Annotated in this window: 5 protein-coding genes and 1 pseudogene; 4 read left to right on the top strand and 2 right to left on the bottom strand. The window is 72.6% G+C overall.

Annotated elements, in window-relative coordinates:
- Positions 1-40: 40 nt before the first annotated feature.
- Positions 41-11,872 (bottom strand): annotated as a pseudogene (locus tag ABT186_RS28150) (SDR family NAD(P)-dependent oxidoreductase); the annotation flags it as partial.
- 373 nt (positions 11,873-12,245) lie between these two features.
- Between ABT186_RS28150 and ABT186_RS28145 the strand changes: the two are divergent.
- Positions 12,246-13,454: a cytochrome P450 gene (locus tag ABT186_RS28145; protein WP_351232491.1), complete on the top strand. Its 1,209-nt coding sequence runs from the start codon at positions 12,246-12,248 to the stop codon at positions 13,452-13,454.
- 118 nt (positions 13,455-13,572) lie between these two features.
- Positions 13,573-14,787 carry a cytochrome P450 gene (locus ABT186_RS28140; protein ID WP_351232493.1) on the top strand — a complete coding sequence of 405 codons (1,215 nt, stop codon included), beginning with the start codon at positions 13,573-13,575 and terminating at the stop codon, positions 14,785-14,787.
- A gap of 57 nt (positions 14,788-14,844) precedes the next feature.
- Here ABT186_RS28140 and ABT186_RS28135 read toward each other — a convergent pair whose 3' ends face one another.
- Positions 14,845-16,446 (bottom strand): ArnT family glycosyltransferase, encoded by a 1,602-nt coding sequence (locus tag ABT186_RS28135; RefSeq protein WP_351927413.1) that lies wholly within the window; start codon positions 16,444-16,446, stop codon positions 14,845-14,847.
- A 390-nt stretch (positions 16,447-16,836) separates the two neighbouring features.
- Here ABT186_RS28135 and ABT186_RS28130 point away from each other — a divergent pair, with 390 nt between their 5' ends.
- Complete coding sequence (locus ABT186_RS28130; protein WP_351237759.1) at positions 16,837-17,754, top strand: ABC transporter ATP-binding protein; 918 nt, start codon at positions 16,837-16,839, stop codon at positions 17,752-17,754.
- On the top strand, positions 17,751-18,941 hold the full coding sequence (locus ABT186_RS28125) for an ABC transporter permease (RefSeq protein WP_351927411.1): 1,191 nt from the start codon (positions 17,751-17,753) through the stop codon (positions 18,939-18,941). Before ABT186_RS28130 ends, ABT186_RS28125 begins: the two co-directional genes overlap by 4 nt.
- Positions 18,942-18,997: the final 56 nt, after the last annotated feature.

Raw genomic sequence — 18,997 nt, 5'->3', positions numbered from 1 at the left:
GGACGGGCTGGACGGGTTGATAAGGAGGGGGCCAGGACGCTCAGTCGTCGGCGCCCAGGGCCATCCGGACCAGGTCGTCCACGTCCATCTCGTCGACGTCCACGTCGGCGCCGTCGTCCGTGGTCGAGCCCTGGCCGTCGCGGGCGGCGGGGACCGCGGCCGGCGCCAGGTCCATCAACGCGTCCAGCAGCCCCGACTCGCGGAATTTGGTGATGGGGATGGACGTCAGGAGCTTGCGGATGGTGGCCTCGTCGGGTTCGCCCGCGCCACCGCTGTCCCCGGCCCGTGCCGCCGGGCCGGCGTCCGTCGCACCGGCGAAGTGCTCCCGGCACAGGTGGTCGGCGAGCACGGCGGGGGTCGGGTAGTCGAAGACCAGCGTGGCGGGCAGCAGTACTCCGGTGGCGGCGTTCATCCGGTTGCGCAGTTCGACGGCGGTGAGCGAGTCGAAACCGAGCTCCTTGAAGGACTGGTCGGGGTCGAGCCGGGCCGCGGAGGCGTGCCCGAGGACGGCGGCGACCTGGCGGCAGACCTCCTCGACGAGCCTGCGTTGCCGGTCGGCCTCGCCGAGCCGGGCCAGTTCGGCGGCGAGGTCCGCGCTGTCGCCCGCCCGGTCGGCCAGTTTCCGTTCCACGACGGTGCGGCGGGCGCGGGCCAGGCCGGCCAGCAGCGGGGGTACGGGGCCGTCGGCGCCGAGGCGGGAGGTGTCCACCGCCAGGGGCAGCTGTACGGCCGCCGGCTGCTCCAGGGCCTCGGTGAACAGGGCCAGGCCCTCCTTCGGGGTGAGCGGCGGCAGTCCGGCGCGTTCCATGCGGCGGATGTCGGCGTCGGTGAGGCCGCTGGTCATTCCGGTGGCCTGGGACCAGGGTCCCCAGGGCAGCGACAGGGCGGGCAGGCCCAGGGCCCTCCGGTGCCCGGCGAGTGCGTCGAGGAAGGCGTTGGCCGCGGCGTAGTTGCCCTGTCCGGGGGCGCCCAGGGTGCCGGCGACGGACGAGAACGTGACGAAGGCGGTCAGGTCGAGGGGGCGGGTGAGGTCGTGCAGATGGGCCGCCGCATCCAGCTTGGGGCGCAGGACGGCGTCCAGCCGCTCGGGGCTGAGCTGGTCCACGACCGTGTCGTCGAGGACGCCGGCGGCGTGGACGACGGCGGTCAGCGGTTGCCCGGCGGGTATGGAGGCGAGGAGTGCGGCGGCCTGGTCGCGGTCCGCGATATCGGCGGCCTGGATGCGTACCTCGGCACCCAACTCCTCCAGTTCGGTGGCGAGTTGCGCCGCGTCGGGAGCGGCCGGACCGCGGCGTGAGGCGAGCAGCAGATGACGTACACCGTGCTCGGTGACCAGGTGGCGGGCGAGCAGGGCGCCCAGGCCGCCGGTGCCGCCGGTGATCAGGACGGTGCCGTCCGGGTCCAGCGGCGCCGGGACGGTGAGCACGACCTTGCCGGTGTGGCGGGCCTGCGACATGTACCGGAAGGCCTCCGGGGCGCGGCGTACGTCCCACGGGGTGACCGGCAGCGGGGTGAGCACCCCGGTCTCGAAGAGATCGACGAGGGCGGTAAGCATCTCGCCGATGCGGTCGGGTCCGGCCTCGATGAGGTCGAACGCCCGGTAGCGGACGCCGGGGTGGCGGGCGGCGACGTCCTCGGGGTCGCGGACGTCGGTCTTGCCCATCTCCAAGAAGTGTCCGCCGCGGGGCAGCAGCCGCAGGGAGGCGTCGACGAACTCCCCGGCCAGGGAGTCCAGGACCAGGTCGACACCGTGGCCGCCGGTCGCGTCGCGGAAGGCGTCCTCGAAGGACAGGTCGCGGGATGAGGCGATGTGTGCGCCGTCCAGTCCGGCCGCGCGCAGGGTGTCCCACTTACCGGGTCCCGCGGTGCCGTACACCTCGGCGCCCAGATGGCGGGCGAGCTGGGTGGCGGCCATGCCGACGCCGCCGGCCGCCGCATGGACGAGGACGGACTGTCCCGCGGTGATGCCGCCGAGGTCGACGAGCGCGTAGTACGCGGTGAGGAAGACGATCGGCACGGTCGCCGCCTGGGCGAACGTCCAGCCGTCCGGGATACGGGCGACGGTGCGGGCGTCGGCCACCGCGACGGGCCCGTAGGCGGCGGGGAACATGCCCATGACGCTGTCTCCGACGGCGAAACCGGTCACACCGGGGCCGATCTCGGTGATCACGCCGGCGCCCTCCAGGCCGAAGTCGCGGGCCGGGCCGGGGTACATGCCGAGTGCGTTGAGCACGTCACGGAAGTTGACGCCGGCCGCGCGGACGGCGATGCGTATCTCGCCGTCGGCGAGGGCGCGTTCGGCGTCGGGAGCGGCGACGAGTTCCAGGCCGTCGAGGGTGCCCTTGCGGACCATGTCCAGCCGCCAGGCCGTCCCGGCCGTGGGGTGCGGGATGCGCAGCGCGGCGTCCGGGTCGGTGCGGGCGATGCGCGGCAGGTGCACGGAGCCTTCGTGCAGGGCGAGTTGGGAATCGCCGCGGCCGAGTGCGGAGGGCAGTGCGGCCAGTGAGGCGGCGGCGCTGTCGGTGTCGACGAGGAGGAACCGGCCGGGGTGTTCGGACTGGGCAGAGCGGACCAGGCCCCAGGCCGCCGCCGCGGCGGGGTGACGCAGTCCGGGTCCGGCGGGTCCGTCCGGCACGAACGCCTCCCGGGTCACCAGCACCAGCCGGGTCGCGTCCAGGCGCCGCTCGCCGAGCAGCTGCCGTACGAGGGTGAGCGCGTGCTGGGCCGCCGAGTGACCTGCCTGGTCGAGGAGACCGTTGTCGTCGGGTACGACCGCGAGGACGGTGCCCGGCGCGGACGCCCCGGTCTCCCCCGCTCCCGCCGCGAGGGCGGCGAGATCGGTGGCCTCGGTGAGGTCTGCGGTCACGCCGACGGCGGCGAGTTGTGCCGCGAACTCCCGCCCCGCCGCGTCTCCCAGGACCGTGAGCGTGTCCGTGTCCGGCTGGTCGACGGAGGGGCCGTCGGTGGCCGGCTGTGGCTGCCAGTCCAGCCGGAACAGGTCGCCCGCGCCCCGGTCGGGCCGTGCGCGCAGCCGCTCGGGGTCGATCTCGCGCAGGGTGAGGGAACCGATGGAGGCGACGGGCCGTCCGGTCGTGTCGGCGACGTCGAGGGTGACGGCATCGTCGCCGCGCAGGGCGAGCCGGACGCGTACGGCGGTGGCGCCGGTGGCGTGCAGGGTCACGTCCCGCCAGGAGAACGGCAGCCGGCCGGGCGCGGAGCCGTCCATGGACAGGAAGGCGGTGGCGTGCAGGGCGGCGTCCAGCAGGGCGGGATGCAGGCCGTAGTGGGCGGCGTCGGCGTGTGCCTGCTCAGGGAGCTCGATCTCGGCGTACACGTCGCCGTCGAGCCGCCAGGCGGCGCGCAGCCCCTGGAAGACGGGCCCGTAGCCGAATCCGGCCGCGGCGAGGCGGTCGTAGGTGTCGTCGACGGGCAGTTCCTCGGCGTCCGCGGGCGGCCAGGCGGCGAGCGCGGAGCCATCGGGCTCCGGGCGGGCGGTGGCGGAGGCGAGGATGGCGTCGGCGTGCAGGGTCCAGGGCCGGTCGGGCGCGGCGTCGGCGGCACGCGAGTGCACGCCGAGTGGGCGGCTGCCCTGGGCGTCGGGCGCGCCGAGCCGCAGTTGCAGCGTGACGGCCTGCCCGGCGGCGAGCAACAGCGGCTCCACCAGGGTCAGTTCAGCCACCCGGTCGCAGCCCGCGCGCTCGCCGGCGAGCAGCGCCAGGTCGAGGTAGGCGGTGCCGGGCAGGACGGTTGTGCCGCCGACGGCGTGGTCGGCCAGCCACGGCTGGTCCGCCACGGAAAGCCGGCTGGTGAAGACGTGTCCGTCGGCGTCCGCGAGGTCGACGCGTGCGCCGAGCAGCGGGTGTCCGGCGTCGGCAAGGCCCGCCGCGGCCAGGTCGCCCGCGCTCCGGCCTCCGGCGGCGGGCCAGTAGCGTTGACGCTGGAAGGGGTAGGTGGGCAGGTCGACGACCGTGCCGGAGCCCCCGGTGGCGGCGCTCCAGTCGACGTCGACGCCATACGCGTGGGCGCGGGCCAGTCCGGCGAGCAGGCTGCCGGGCTCCTCCTGTCCGGGACGCAGCAGCGCGATCGTGGCGGCGTCGGCGGGGGCGGCGAGGGCGTCGGCGGTCAGTGCGGTCAGCGTGCCGTCGGGGCCGATCTCCAGGTAGCGGCGTACGCCGAGGTCCTCCAGTGTGCGTACGCCGTCGTGGAAGCGGACGGCCTGGCGCACATGCCGCACCCAGTAGTCGGGGGAGGCGAGTTCGTCGCCGGTGGCGGGCCGGCCCGTGACGTCGGACACCATGGGGATGCGGGGCTCGTGGTACTCCAGCGTGGCGGCGACCTGGCGGAAGTCGCCGAGCATGGGTTCCATCAGCGGCGAGTGGAAGGCGTGGCTGACGCACAGGCGTTTGGTGCGCCGGCCGAGACCCTCGATGCGGGCGGCGAGAGCGAGGACGGCGGCCTCCTCGCCGGAGACCACCAACGACCGGGGGCCGTTGACGGCGGCCACGCCCACCAGGTGCTCCTGGCTGTCCAGGAGCGGCAGCACCTCCTCCTCGGTGGCCTGGAGCGCGACCATGGCGCCACCGTCGGGGAGGGCGTCCATCAGCTTGCCGCGGGCCGCGACCAGGGCGCAGGCGTCGGCGAGGGAGAGGACTCCGGCGGCGTGCACGGCGGCGAGGGAGCCAATGGAGTGGCCGAGCAGATGGTCGGGGGTCACGCCGAGGCTCCGGACGAGCCGGTACAGGGCCACTTCCAGCGCGAACAGGGCCGGTTGGGCGTACCCGGTACGGTCGAGCAGTCGTCCGGCGTCGCCGAGGACGGCCTGGCGGAGCGAGATATCGAGGACTCCGGCGCCGAAGTGGGCGCACACCTCGTCGAACGCGTCGGCGAAGGCCGGGAAGGCCGCGTACAACTCGCCTCCCATGCCGGGGCGTTGGGCGCCCTGACCGGTGAACAGGAAGGCCGTGCGCCCGCCACGGGCGGCGGCGCCGATCTCGTCGGGTCGCAGGTCGCCCGAGGCGAGCCGGGCCAGTTCGGCGAGCAGGTCGTCGCGTCCGCTGCCGAGGAGTACGGCGCGGTGTTCGAAGGCGGCGCGGGTGGTCGCCAGGGAGTGGCCGAGGTCGGCGGCGGACAGCTCGGGGTGCCGGACGGCGTGGTCGAGCAGTCTTTCGGCCTGGGCGCGCAGCGCCTCGGGGGTACGGGCGGACAGCGGCCAGGCGGTCGCGGCATGTTTTGCGGGCTGACCGGAGGCGGCCGGGGCCGCTTCCGGGGTCGGCGGGGCCTCCTCCAGGATCACATGGGCGTTGGTGCCGCTGAAGCCGAAGGAGGAGACTCCCGCGCGCCGCCGACGGCCCTCGTCCTGCGGCCACGGCTGGGTCTCGGTCAGCAGGCGTACGGCACCCGAGGTCCAGTCGACATGGGTGGAGGGCCGGTCGGCGTGCAGGGTGCGGGGCAGCTCGCCGTGGCGCAATGCGAGCACCGTCTTGATGATGCCGGCGACTCCCGCGGCGGCCTGGGTGTGACCGATGTTGGACTTCACCGACCCCAGCCACAGCGGCCGTTCGCGGTCCTGGCCGTAGGTGGCGAGGAGCGCCTGCGCCTCGATGGGGTCGCCGAGGACAGTGCCGGTGCCATGTCCCTCGACGGCGTCGACGTCGGCCGCGGTGAGCCCGGCGTCGTCCAGCGCGGCCCGGATCACACGTTCCTGGGAGGGGCCGTTGGGCGCGGTCAGACCGTTGCTGGCGCCGTCGGAGTTGACGGCGCTGCCGCGGACCACGGCGAGCACCCGGTGTCCGTTGCGGCGGGCGTCGGACAGCCGCTCCACCAACAGCATCCCGGCGCCCTCGCCCCAACCGGTACCGTCCGCGTCGTCCGCGTACGCCTTGCAGCGCCCGTCCGGGGCGAGGCCCCGCTGGCGGCTGAACTCGAGGAACGCCGCCGGCGTCGACATCACGGTGACGCCGCCCGCGAGGGCCAGGTCGCACTCGCCCGCGCGCAGCGCCCGCGCCGCCCAGTGCAGGGCGACCAGGGACGACGAGCAGGCGGTGTCGACGGTGACGGCGGGCCCCTCCAGACCGAGGGTGTAGGAGATGCGGCCGGAGACGACGCTGGCGGCGTTGCCGGTGCCGAGGTAGCCGTCGACGTCCTCGGCGGAGGTACGCAACAGGGCCGGGTAGTCCTGGCCGTTGGTGCCGGCGAAGACGCCCGTGCGGGAGCCCCGCAGCGTACGCGGGTCGACGCCCGCACGCTCCACGGCCTCCCAGCACACCTCGAGGAGCAGCCGCTGCTGCGGGTCCATTGCCAGCGCCTCGCGCGGCGAGATACCGAAGAACGCGGGGTCGAACCGGTCGACTCCGGTCAGGAAGCCGCCGGTGCGTGTGTAGCTGGTGCCCTCGTGGTCGGGGTCCGGGTGGTACAGGGACGTGAGGTCCCAGCCGCGATCGTCGGGGAAGCCGGTCAGACCGTCGTCGCCGGAGGCGAGCAGGTCCCACAGCCGCTCGGGGGTGTCGGCTCCGCCGGGGAGCCGGCAGGCCATGCCGACGATGGCGATGGGTTCGTCCGCGCCGGAGTGCGCGGTGCGGGCCGGGGCGGTGGTGGCCCGGGCGGGCCGGTCACCGGCCGGCAGGGAACGCAGGAGATGGGCGGCGAGCGCGGCCGGGGTGGGGTGGTCGAAGGCAACGGTGGGCGCAAGCCTGAGACCCGTCCGGCGTTCCAGCGCGTTGCGCAGGTCGACGGCGGTCAGCGAGTCGAAGCCCAGGTCACGGAAGGCGCGTTCGGGGTCGGCGGCCGGGGCGTCCGCGGCGTGGCCGAGGACGGTGGCGATCTCCGTCTGGAGCAGGCGGAGCACGGCGGCGGGCCGCTCGGACTCCGGCAGCGCGGCGAGGGTACGGGCCAGTCGCCCGCCGGACCGGCCGGCCCCCGCGACCCGGCGCGTGGCGGCGGGGTCGCGCAGCAGGGCCGGGGTGGGGCTGGTCGCGGCGCGAGCCGCCGCCAGGTCGAGCCGGACGGGCAGCAGTACCGCGCGGTCCTGCGCCAGTCCGAGGTCGAGCAGGTTCAGGGCGTCCGCGGTGGGCAGCGGCGCGATGCCCGCGCGGGCCATCCGGGTGCGGTCGGCCTCGCCGAGCCCGGCCGTCATACCGCTGTCCTCGGCCCACAGACCCCAGCCGAGCGCGAGCGCGGGCCGGCCCTGCGCCCGCAAAGTGACCGCCAGCGCCTCCAGGAAGGTGTTGGCGGCGGCGTAGTTGCCCTGACCCGGACCGCCGAAGGTGGCGGCGGCGGACGAGAAGAACACCAACGCCGACAGGTCCTGGTCCCGGGTCAGCCGCTCCAGATGGACGGCGGCGTCCACCTTGGGCCGCAGCACGGCCGACAGCCGCTCGGGGGTCAGCGCGGGGATCACCCCGTCGTCGATGAGCCCCGCAGCGTGGAAGACGGCGCCGAGCGGATGCTCGTGCGGTACGGCGGCCAGCAGTGCGGTCAGCGCGGCGGGGTCGGCCACATCGCAGGCGGCGATCGTCACCCGGGCACCGGCCTGTTCCAGCTCGGCGCGCAGTTCACCGGCGCCGGGAGCGTCGGGGCCGCGGCGACTCGCGAGGAGCAGATGGCGTACTCCGTGCGTGGTGACCAGGTGCCGAGCGACGGCGGCGGCGACGGTGCCGCCGGCCCCGGTGATCAGCACGGTCCGTTCCGGATCGAGGGCCGGCGTGGCGGCGCCGACCGGGTGGTGCCGGGTCAGACGGGCGGCGTACGTGCGCCCGTCCCGCAGGGCTATCTCCGTCTCCCCGCCCTGCACCGCGTCGACGACGGCGGCGAGAAGGGCCTCGGCATCGGTGCCGGCCTCTGCGCCGGTGTCCGTGTCGATGTCCACGAGCAGAAGGCGCCCGGGGTTCTCCGACTGCGCCGAGCGCACCAGACCGCGCAGGGCGGCCGCGGCGAGGTCGGCGACCGGCTCGCCGGGGCGGACGGACACCGCGTTCCGCGTGACCACGACCAGCCGGGCGTCGGCCGTCCGCTCCTCGGCCGGCCAGCGCTGCAGCACCTCCAGGGCCGCGGAGGCCGACTCGTGTACGGCGGCGGGCAGTTCCGCCCCGTCGCTCTGCCAGGACACGAGGACCAGGTCCGGCACGGCGACGCCGGAGTCGCCGAGAGCGGTGCCGAATGCATCCAGGTCCGGGTACCGGTCGGCGTCCGCCGGGGCCGGTCCGGTGCCCACGACGGCCACCACAGGCCGGTGCGCGGGCCGTGCTGCGGCGGGCAGCTCGGCCCATTCGACGGCGAACAGGTCGTCATCGGCCCGGGACACGGCGGGCAGGGACAGCTCGCCGGCCGGAGTGAGGGCGACAGCACCCACGGCGGCGACCGGGGCACCGGACTCGTCGGTGAGGTCCAGTCGCAGCGCGCCGTCGGGCAGGGACCGCAGCCGGACCCTCAGCACCTCCGCGGAGGACGCATTCAGGGTGCAGTCCCGCCAGTTCACGGCGAATCCGCCGGGGTGCCCGAGCGCGGGGGCCGCGTGCAGGGCCGCGTCCAGCAGCGCCGGGTGCAGTGCGACCCGCAGGGCGTCCGCCCGGAACTCCTCCGGCACGGCGACCTCGGCGTACACCTCGTCCCCGGCCCGCCACACGGCGGTCAGTCCGCGGAAGGCGGGGCCGTGGTCCAGCCCCTGCTCCCGCAAACTCCCGTAGATCTCGTCGACTTCGTCGGCGTCGAGGGCCTGGGCACCCGGCGGTGGCCACGCACCAACCGGTTCGTCCTGGGCGGACAGCCCCGGCTCCGCACCGGCCGGTGCCAGAGCACCACGGGCGTTGCACGTCCAGAGCCGGTCGGCCTCACCGTCGTCGGCGGAGGTGGCAGTGGCCGGCCGGGAGTAGCAGGCGAAGGGCCTGATGCCGTCCTCCCCCGGTCCGTCGAGCACGACCTGGATGTCGACCGGCTCATGACCGTCGAGGACGAGCGGCTGCTCCTGGCCGAGTTCGACGACGTGGTGGCAGCCGACCCGGCCACCGAGGTGCAGGGCGAAGTCGATGTACGCCGCCGAGGGCAGCACGGCGGTGCCCGCCACGGCGTGATCGGCCAGCCAGGGGTGGATGCGGGTGGAGAGGACGGTCGTGGACAGTACGGCGGAGGAGTCCGCCAGGGTCACCGAGGAGCCGAGCAGCGGATGCCCCCCGCCGCGCCGCCCGCTGCCGGGAATCGGGTCGAGCCAGAAGCGGCGCTGCTGGAAGGCGTAGGTGGGCAGTTCGACGTTCCGTGCGCCGGGGAACAGTGCGGACCAGTCCGGACTGTGCCCGTGCGCGTGGAGCGCACCGACGGCCCCGAGCAGACTGCCCGCCTCCGGCCCCTCCTTGCGCAGTGCGGGCACCACCATGTGCCGGTCGTCGTCGAGCAGGGTGCGGGCGAGAGCGGTGAGAGTGCCGTCGGGCCCGAGTTCGACGAACCGGGTCGCCCTGCTCTGCGCGAGGGTGCGTACGGCATCGGCGTACCGGACGGTGCGGCGCACGTGCTGCACCCAGTACTCCGGCGACATCAACTCGTCCACGCTCGCGGCCTCGCCGGTGACCGTGGAGACCAGGGGCAACTTCGGTCGCCCGTACGACAACTCCTGCGCGACCTTGCGGAAGTCGTCGAGCATCGGCTCCATCAGCGGTGAGTGGAAGGCGTGACTGACCCGCAGGGCCGTGGTCTTGCGGCCCTCGCCACGGAAGTGCGCGGCGATCTCCTCCACGGCATCGGCCCCACCGGCGATCACCACCGACCGGGGACCGTTGACCGCGGCGATACCCACCGCGTCATTGAGGAGCGGCTGGACCTCGTCCTCGGCGGCCTGGAGCGCGACCATCGCCCCGCCCGCCGGAAGCGCCTGCATCAACCGGCCACGCGCCACAACCAGACGGCACGCATCCGACAGCGACCACACACCGGCCACATGCGCCGCGGCGATCTCACCGATGGAGTGACCGGCGAGCACGTCCGGTCGCACACCCCACGATTCCAGCAGCCGGAACAGCGACACCTCAAGGGCGAAGAGAGCAGGCTGCGCGAACTCGGTCCGGTTCAGAAGCTCGGCGTCGTCCCCGAAGACAACCTCCCGGAGAGGGAACGGCAGTTCCGCATCCACCGCGTCGAACGCCTCGGCGAAGACGGGGTATGTGTCATACAACTCCCGCCCCATACCGAGCCGTTGGGAGCCCTGACCGGCGAACAGGAACCCCGTACGCCCACGTGCCGCCGTACCCCGCACGACCCGCGCATCGGTCCCGCCCGCCGCCAACGCCGCGAGCCCGGACCTCAGTTCCTCCGCACCGGAACCCACGACAACAGCGCGGTCCTCGAACGCCGACCGCGTCACCGCAAGCGACAGGCCGACGTCAACCGGAGACCCGACCGCAGCATCGAAGTACTCCAGCAACCGAGCCGCCTGCGCCCGCAGAGCGCCCTCTCCCCGAGCCGACAGCGGCCACAGCACAAACCCGCCGGCACCCGGCTCCGTGGTCTCAGCAGCCTCCTCGACCGCCTCGGCCTCCTCCAGAATCACATGCGCATTGGTGCCGCTGACGCCGAAGGCGGAGACGCCCACACGCCGCGGGTGCTCTTCCGTGCTCGGCCAGTCCTGGGGGTCGGTCAGCAGGCTCACCCGGCCCGCGGACCAGTCGACGTGGGAGGACGGCGCGTCGACGTGCAAGGTGCGCGGCAGCACCCCGTGTCGCATCGCCATCACCATCTTGATCACACCGCCCACACCGGCAGCCGCCTGTGTGTGGCCGATGTTGGACTTCAACGAGCCCAGCCACAGCGGCCGTTCACGGTCACGCCCATACGTCGCCAGCAGTGCCTGCGCCTCGATCGGGTCGCCCAGCGTGGTGCCGGTGCCATGTGCCTCCACCGCGTCCACGTCGGCGGCGGGCAGCCCGGCACTCGCCAGCGCCGCCCGGATCACCCGCTGCTGCGAGGGGCCGTTGGGCGCGGTCAGGCCGCTGCTGGCACCGTCCTGGTTGACCGCCGAACCGGCCACCACGGCCAGCACCCGGTGACCGTTGCGGCGGGCGTCCGACAGCCGCTCGAGCAGGAGCAGACCCGCGCCCTCACCCCACCCGGTGCCGTCCGCGGCGTCCGCGAAGGACTTGCAGCGGCCGTCGGGCGACAGTCCGCGCTGACGGCTGAACTCGGTGAAGGTGACCGGGGTCGACATGACGGCGACACCGCCCGCCAGCGCCAGCGAGCACTCTCCGGCGCGCAGGGCCCGGCAGGCCAGGTGCAGGGCGACGAGGGAGGAGGAGCAGGCCGTGTCGACCGTGACCGCGGGGCCCTCCAGGCCCAGGGTGTAGGCGACGCGGCCGGAGGCGATGCTGCCCGCGCTGCCGTTGCCGATGAAGCCCTCCAGGCCGGGCGGCGGCACGTCGAAGCGGGAGCCGTAGTCGTTGTACATGACGCCGACGAAGACACCGGTGGGGCTGCCGCGGAGGGACCCCGGGTCCAGGCCGGCCCGCTCCAGCGCCTCCCAGGAGATCTCCAGGAGGAGCCGCTGCTGCGGGTCGGTGCCGAGGGCCTCGCGCGGGGACATGCCGAAGAAGTCGGGATCGAAGTCGGCGGCGTCGTGCAGGAAGCCGCCCTCCCGGGTGTAGCAGGTCCCCGGGTGCTCCGGGTCCGGGTGGTACAGGGAGTCGACGTCCCAGCCACGGTCCTCCGGGAAGGGGGTGATGGCGTCGGTGCCGTCGGCGACGAGCCGCCACAGGTCCTCGGGGGTGCGGACACCACCCGGGTAGCGGCAGGCCATGGAGACGATCGCGATGGGTTCGCGGTCCTTGGTCTCCAACTCGCGCAGACGGGTGGTGGTGCGGTGCAGGTCGGCGGTGACCCGTTTCAGGTAGTCCCGCAGGCGGTCTTCGCTCACAGCTCGGCCCCCAGGCTCCAGTCGCGCACCATGGCGGACATGACCGGCGGCAGGCCCGCTGCGCTCGGAACGGTAGACAACACCGGATCTCCTCAGGCTCGGACACCCACGCGCTCGGCATGGCTCCTCGTACACCTCGAACCCGGCCAAGTCTGGGGGCGCCCGCGCCGTCCACGGCGGCTTGACCTCCGACTCTGAAAAATCCCCTAGTTGCCCGCCGGGCCGGGCCCGCGGCCTCCGGCACCGGCAAATCCCTAGAGTTGCCCGGGTTTTCTGGCCTTGGCTTCGCCGGGCGTGCTGCGCTGGGGCCGCTCCCGGCCCGCCTCCTGTGCGGCCTGCCCTACGAGAGGGGTTCCCGATGACAGCCGTGCCCGCTCCTGACGGCCCTGAGGTCTCCGCGCCGCCCGAAGTGGGTCTTGACGGCGGTGCGACCCTGCTGGCCTGGCTGCGACGGATGCGTGACGAGCAGCCGGTGTGGCGCGATCCGGCGGGTCGCTACCACGTGTTCCGCCACGAGGACATCCAGCGGATCACCGCCGACCCGGCAGCCTTCTCCTCGGACACGGTGAGCCGGCTGTCGGGCGGCGAGCAGCAGCCGCCCGGCGGAACGCTGCTTTTGCTGGACCCGCCCCGGCATGGAAAGCTGCGGCGGCTGGTGAGCAAGGTCTTCACCGCCAAGATGATCAACGAGCTGGCTCCGCGGATCACCGAGGTGGCCACCGAGCTGCTCGACGGCCTGGCGGGCAGCGACCGCTTCGACCTGGTCGAGGCGTTCGCCAATCCGCTGCCGGTCATCGTGATCTCCTCCATGCTCGGCGTGCCGCCGTCCGACCGCCCGCTGTTCCAGGTGTGGGCCGACAACCTGCTGACCGTGGACTGGGAGACACCCGAGGGCGCCGAGGTCCTGGGCAGGACCGTGCAGGAGCTGGACGCCTATCTACGGCAGCACGTCGCCGAGCGGCGGGCGCGCGAGCACGACGACCTGATGAGTCTGCTGGTGCGGGCCGAGGTCGACGGGGAGAGCCTCAACGACGACGACGTGGTGAGCTTCGCCGCACTGCTGCTGCTGGCCGGTCATGTCACCACCGCCGTGCTGCTGGGCAACATGCTGCTGACGCTGGATCTGGAGGAGGGCCTGCTCGCCGAGTTGCGCGCGGACCGGGCGAAGATCACGCCGTTCACCGAAGAGGTACTGCGCTGCAGGCCACCGTTCCTGAAGATCGAACGGGTGCCCACGGCTCCCGTGGAGATCGCCGGGGAGAAGGTGCCGGAGAACACGATGGTGTACCTCTGGCTGCTCTCCGCCAATCGCGATGAGCGCGTCTTCCCCGAACCGGACCGCTTCCTGCCGGGCCGGCCCAACGCCAAGCAGCTCGCCTTCGGGCACGGCATCCACTACTGCCTGGGCGCCCCGCTGGCCCGTATGGAAGGTCAGATCGCCCTCAATCTGATGCTCGACCGCTACGCCGACATCCGGGTCGACCGCGGCAGTCCGCTGTCCTACTTCGACAACCGCGTCAACGTCTTCGGTCTTCGGCAGCTGCCGCTCACGGTCCGGCGGGCCTAGGTCCCGTCGTCGAACTCCCGTCGTCCGCCCGGAGGGTGGGCCCGGCGTCGCCGGGCAGGCGGGAGTTCGACGACAGGGCCTCGCACCCGGCGGACGGAACCCACCAGACGGAGGATTCATGGCCTACGAGCCGAAACCACCTGTGATCCCGACCGATCGCACCTGCCCCTTCGACCCCGACCCGGAGTACCGCCGACTGCGCGAGGAAGATCCGATCAGTCCGGTCACGTTCGACATCGCGCCGGGCCGCAACGATGGCTGGCTGGTCACCCGGCACGAGCACGTGCGGGCGATCATGACCGACCCGCGGTTCAGTCACCGCGCCGAGCTGCTGGCGCTGGTGGCGTCGCCGCCGTTCGAGGTGGAGAGCTACGACCCGCAGCCTTCGGGCCCCGGCTCCTTCGTACGGATGGACGCGCCGGGCCACACGCACTACCGGCGGCTGCTGACCGGCTTCTTCACGGTCCGCAAGATCCAGGAGTACGAGCCGACGCTGGCCGGGATCATCGACGACGTACTGGAGGAGATGGCCGGGCTGGAGCCGCCGGTGGACCTGCTGCCGGCGTTCGTCCAGAAGGTCGTGTACCGGTCGGTGCACTCGGTGATGGGCGTGCCGGAGGAGGACATCGCCGAGCTCGACAGGCACTTCTCGGCGATCATGCGCATCGACTACACGCTCGAGGAGTTCGTCGAGCACAACACGGCGCTGGACCAGACCCTGGCGCGGGTCGTCAAGGACCTGTTCGCCGAGCCCAACGACAAGCTGCTCGGCAAGTTGGTGAAGACCGGTGAGCTGACCGAGGAGGAGCTGGCGAACATCGCCTGGATCACCATCGGCGGCGCGCTGGACACCACACCGAACATGCTGGGCCTCGGCACCTTCGCGCTGCTGGAGCATCCGGAGCAGCTGGAGAAGATCCGCAAGCAGCCGGAGCTGATGGAGCGGGCGGTGGAGGAGCTGCTGCGGTATCTGACGATATCTCATATGGGTGCGAGCCGCGTGGCGTTGGAAGAGGTCGAAGTAGGCGGCAGGACCATCGAGGCCGGGCAGACCGTGGTGCTGTCGCTGCCGGCCGCCAACCGGGATCCGGAGCAGTTCGAGAACCCCGAGGTCTTCGACGTCACCCGCCCCTCCCGACGCCATCTGGCGTTCGGTTTCGGCATCCACCAGTGCCTGGGGCAGCACCTGGCCCGGGCGACCCTGCGCATCGGCTTCCAGAAGCTGTTCGACCGCTTCCCGGACCTCCGGCTGGCCGTCGAGCCGCAGGAGATCCCGCTGCGTGACAAGGCGATGCACTACGGCGTGTACGCGCTGCCCGTGACCTGGGGCTGATCGCGCCGACACGAGCGGGCTGCGGGCCGTCCCGGAAAGGGGCGGCCCGCAGCTCTGTCACCGCCTCGGAGGATCGGCCTGCCTCTTCGCCGAGTCGGCGTTCAGATGGGAGAAGCGGGGCCAGAGAGTGCGCCACGGCCGGCGCTCGCCCTCGCACACCCATATAGGGGCGCCCCAGTTGAGGTTGTGGACCTTCTGGGCGTTGGTGACCGTGCCCTGCCGGCGCACGCTGGTGAAGAACTGCCGGAGATAGCGGGCGTCGGCACCGACGAAGACAACTGTCGCGGTGTCGTCGGCCGGGCGGTCCAGGTACCAGTAGCCTCGGTGGCCACTGTAGGGCCGCGGCAGGCCGAGCTGCGGGCCGAACCGGTCCAGGGCGCCCGCCTGGTCGTACCGGTCGGTGATCAGCAGGGCCCGGCGGCGCCGGTCGGCAGGCAGTTCGCTGTAGACACGGGCCACCGATGTCGCGAGGTCGGGCCAGCCCACGCTCTCCATCGCCAGCCGGTCGGCAGAGGGGCTGGTCAGCCGGTGAACAGGGTAGACGGGCAGGACCTGGACCGCCAGGGCCGCCGAGAGCACGTACGCCACGGCTGTCGACCAGGCGCGTGGGCGGGTGGGGCGCAGCCGCTGCAGCCCCGTGGCGCCCGCCGCCCACAGGACGGCGAAGAGCCCGGAGACGTAGTAGGGCCGTCCGTGGACGACGAGGTAACAGACGCACAGTCCGGCGAAGGTCAGTCCGAGGAACCGGTAGGGGCGCGCCTCGCGGGCGGTGAGCAGCCGCCACAGACCGTAGCTCAGGAGTACGGCGCCGACGAGTCCCGAGGCCGACAGCACGGTGGGCAAAAACATGACCCGGCCGCCCTCCTCGGTGGCGACCTCATGGGAGATGACCTTGGTCATGGCCAGTTGGGGCCAGCCGTTGCGGGCCTGCCACAGCAGACCGGGCACCGCGGTGAGCAGGGCGCCCGCCGCCGACACCCACAGCAGGGGGCGCCGCAGCAGGTCCCGGGGCCCGGCGAACACCAGGGCCACGAGGAGCACGGCCCAGAAGCCGGCGCTGAGGAACTTGACCTGGAGGGAGAGCGCGGCGGTCAGTCCGACGAGCAGCAGCAGCCGGTCGCGCCGGGTGCGGACCCAGCGCACCAGCAGCCAGGTGGTGACCGTCGTCAGGAAGATGTCCAGGGTGGCGGTGATGAGCAGATGGCCCATCTGCAGCATGACGGGTGAGACGACGTACGCCCCGGCGGTGGCGATCTGGGCGGCCCGTCTGCCGCCCAGCTCACGGGCGGTCAGTGCGGCGGTGAGCACACCGAGTGCGGTGACGGCCGCGGCCGGTGCGCGCAGCCAGACCAGTGAGCCGTGGGAGACGGCGTCGAGGGCGTGGGCCAGCAGGGGTAACAGCGGTGGCTGGTCCGCGTATCCCCAGGCGGGACGGCGGCCCGCGGCGAGGAAGTACAACTCGTCGCTGAAGTAGCCGAAGCGGGGGGCGGTGAGCAGCAGCAGGGCCGCAGTGGCGCAGGCGATCGCGGCCACCGGCAGCAGGGCAAGGGCAGGAGGCTGGTCCGTCGAAGGGTCGGCGGAGGTCGGGCGGGGGGTGGCCCCGGGCCTGCCGTGTCCGCCGTCGCGGTGCACGGCCTCGTCCCGGGCTGTGGGGGGCATCGTGGTGGCCTCGATCCTGTCGGGCCGCGGCGGAGAGCCGTCGCGGATCTCTTATCGTGAACGTACGGTCGGTGACCGTACTGGACGGAGTCATTCCCCTTTCTGCGGAGCGGAGTAGGGGCGATTCCCTAGTCTTCGTCGCCTTCGATGGCCGTCGCCATGGCGCCTGTGCTGGGCTGGAGTTCCGTACCGCCGAAGAGCGCCCATGCTCCCGTCCCTGTCCGGCCGCTGCCGGCCGCCGGCGGTCGGACGCGGGCGGAAGGCCGGGAACTCCCCGGCTCGACCCCGATCCCTCAACCGATCACGGAGAGACGACAGTCGAGTGATGGACCTTCAGTTCATGTGCGACGGGGCCGGGACACGGCTCCGCAGGGTCAGGGTGGCGGCGTCATGACGGCGGCGATCGTCGCGGACGGCGTCCGTAAGCGGTACGGGGACATCCAGGCCGTCGACGGGGTCTCGCTGCACATCGAAGCGGGCGAGTTCTACGGCATCCTGGGCCCCAACGGCGCGGGCAAGACGACCACTCTGGAGATTCTGGAGGGCGTCCGTGAGCCCGACGAGGGCCGGATCGAGCTGTTCGGCAAGAGCCCCTGGCCCCGCAATCACGAGTTGCTGACCCGGATCGGCGTGCAGTTCCAGGCGTCCTCGTTCTTCGACAAGCTGACCACGCGGGAGACGATCCGGCTGTTCGCTTCCTTCTACCGGGTCGGCGCCCGGCAGGCCGACGCGATGCTGGAGCGGGTCGGCCTCACCGAGTTCGGGAACGTGCCGGCGGACAAGCTCTCCGGCGGCCAGGCGCAGCGGCTGTCCATCGCCTGCGGTCTCGTCCACGACCCTGAGATCGTCTTCCTGGACGAGCCCACCGCCGGTCTGGACCCGCAGGCCCGGCGCAATCTGTGGGACCTGCTGCGCGACGTCAATGAGGAGGGCCGCACGGTGGTCCTCACCACGCACTACCTCGACGAGGCGGAGATCCTCTGTGACCGGGTGTCGGTCATGGAGCACGGCAAGGTGCTCAAGACCGGCGCCCCGGCGGCCCTGATCCGCGAGCTGGACGACATGGTGCGGGTGACCGTGGAGTCCGGGCTGCTCAAGCCGGACGCCCTGCGGGACCTGTTGGAGTCCGCCGGGGTGGACGGCGCCGCCGTGGAGGACGACGGAGTCTCCTTGTGCGTCGCCACCCACGCTCCGGGGCCGGTGCTCTCGATCCTGGCCGACCAAGGGGCCCTGCGCGGCCTGGAGGTACGCGGAGCCACCCTGGAGGACGTCTTCCTCCAGCTGACCGGACGGGAGTACCGCGCGTGAGCATCGAGGAGACCACCACGCGAACCGCACCGGCGGAGACAGCCGGGACCGGCCCGTCCGAGCGGAAGAAGCCCGCCAGGAAGGCCGGTTCGGGCCGCAAGGACTCCGCCGGGGACGAGCGGCTCAGCCCGGTCCGCGAGCTGTCCCGGGCGATGATCCTCAGCGTGCTGCGGGACAAGGGCACGATCTTCTTCCTGCTGATCTTCCCGATCCTGTTCCTGCTGTTGTTCGGCACGCTGTTCAAGAGCACCGCGACCTCGCACATCAAGGTGGCCCAGGTCGGCGACGTACGGGTGCTCGACTCGCTCACCAAGGACCAGCAGAAGCAGCTGTCCAAGGCCGCCGCGATCTCCAAGGTGAGCAACGAGTCGGACGCGCTGGAGAAGGTGCGCAAGGGCGACTTCGACGCGCTGGTCGAGCAGGAGGGCGGCACGGTCGTCCTGCGCTACAGCGCCGCCGACCCGGTCAAGGGCGCCTCCGCCCGCGCGACGCTCAACGCGCTGCTGGAGCAGGCGAACCTGGCCGCGACGGGCCGGCCGGCCACGTACACGCTGAAGGCCAGTCAGGTCGAGGACCAGGCGATCAAGCCGATCCAGTATCTGACCCCCGGTCTGATGGGATGGGCCATCGCCTCCAGCGCGGTGTTCAGCACCTCGCTGACGCTGGTGACCCTGCGTCGCAAGAAAATCCTCCAGCGGATGCGGCTGTCGCCGATCCGGGCCTGGGAGGTCGTGGCCGCCCGTATCTCCATGACCATGCTCATGGCGCTCACCCAGACGGCCCTGTTCCTGCTGGTGGCCACGCTGCCGTACTTCGGGCTGCAGCTCACCGGCAACTGGTGGCTGGTCGTGCCGCTGGTGATGTGCGGCACCCTGTCGCTGATGTCGCTCGGCCTGTTCATCGGCTCGGTCACCAAGACCGAGGAGTCCGCCGGCGGTCTCGCCCAGCTGCTGGTGCTGCCCATGTCGTTCCTGTCCGGGTCCTTCTTCTCGCTGGACAACGCCCCGGGCTGGGTCAAGGCGATCTCGTACCTGATGCCGCTGCGCTACCTCGTGAAGGGCAGCGAGGCGGTGCTCAGCCGTGGCGGCGGCGTGCTGGAGGCCCTGCCGACCATGGGCGGCATGCTGGCCTTCACGGCCGTGGTGACCGCGTTGACGCTGCGCTTCTTCAAGTGGAACGACACGTGACGCACCGCTGACCGAGAACGGCCGGGGCCCTCTGCCATGTCGACATGGCAGAGGGC

It is taken from the genome of Streptomyces sp. NPDC001634, from assembly GCF_040298185.1.
In the GTDB taxonomy this organism is placed as follows: Bacteria; Actinomycetota; Actinomycetes; order Streptomycetales; family Streptomycetaceae; genus Streptomyces.
The sequence above is the reverse complement of the archived record's forward strand: the minus strand, read 5'-3'. Positions and strand labels throughout refer to the sequence as shown.

Bases quoted from the DNA above. Each gene is read 5' to 3' on its own strand.
- ABT186_RS28145 (WP_351232491.1), top strand. From the start codon at position 12,246: ATGACAGCCGTGCCCGCTCCTGACGGCCCTGAGGTCTCCGCGCCGCCC.
- ABT186_RS28140 (WP_351232493.1), top strand. From the start codon at position 13,573: ATGGCCTACGAGCCGAAACCACCTGTGATCCCGACCGATCGCACCTGC.
- ABT186_RS28135 (WP_351927413.1), bottom strand. From the start codon at position 16,446: ATGCCCCCCACAGCCCGGGACGAGGCCGTGCACCGCGACGGCGGACAC.
- ABT186_RS28130 (WP_351237759.1), top strand. From the start codon at position 16,837: ATGACGGCGGCGATCGTCGCGGACGGCGTCCGTAAGCGGTACGGGGAC.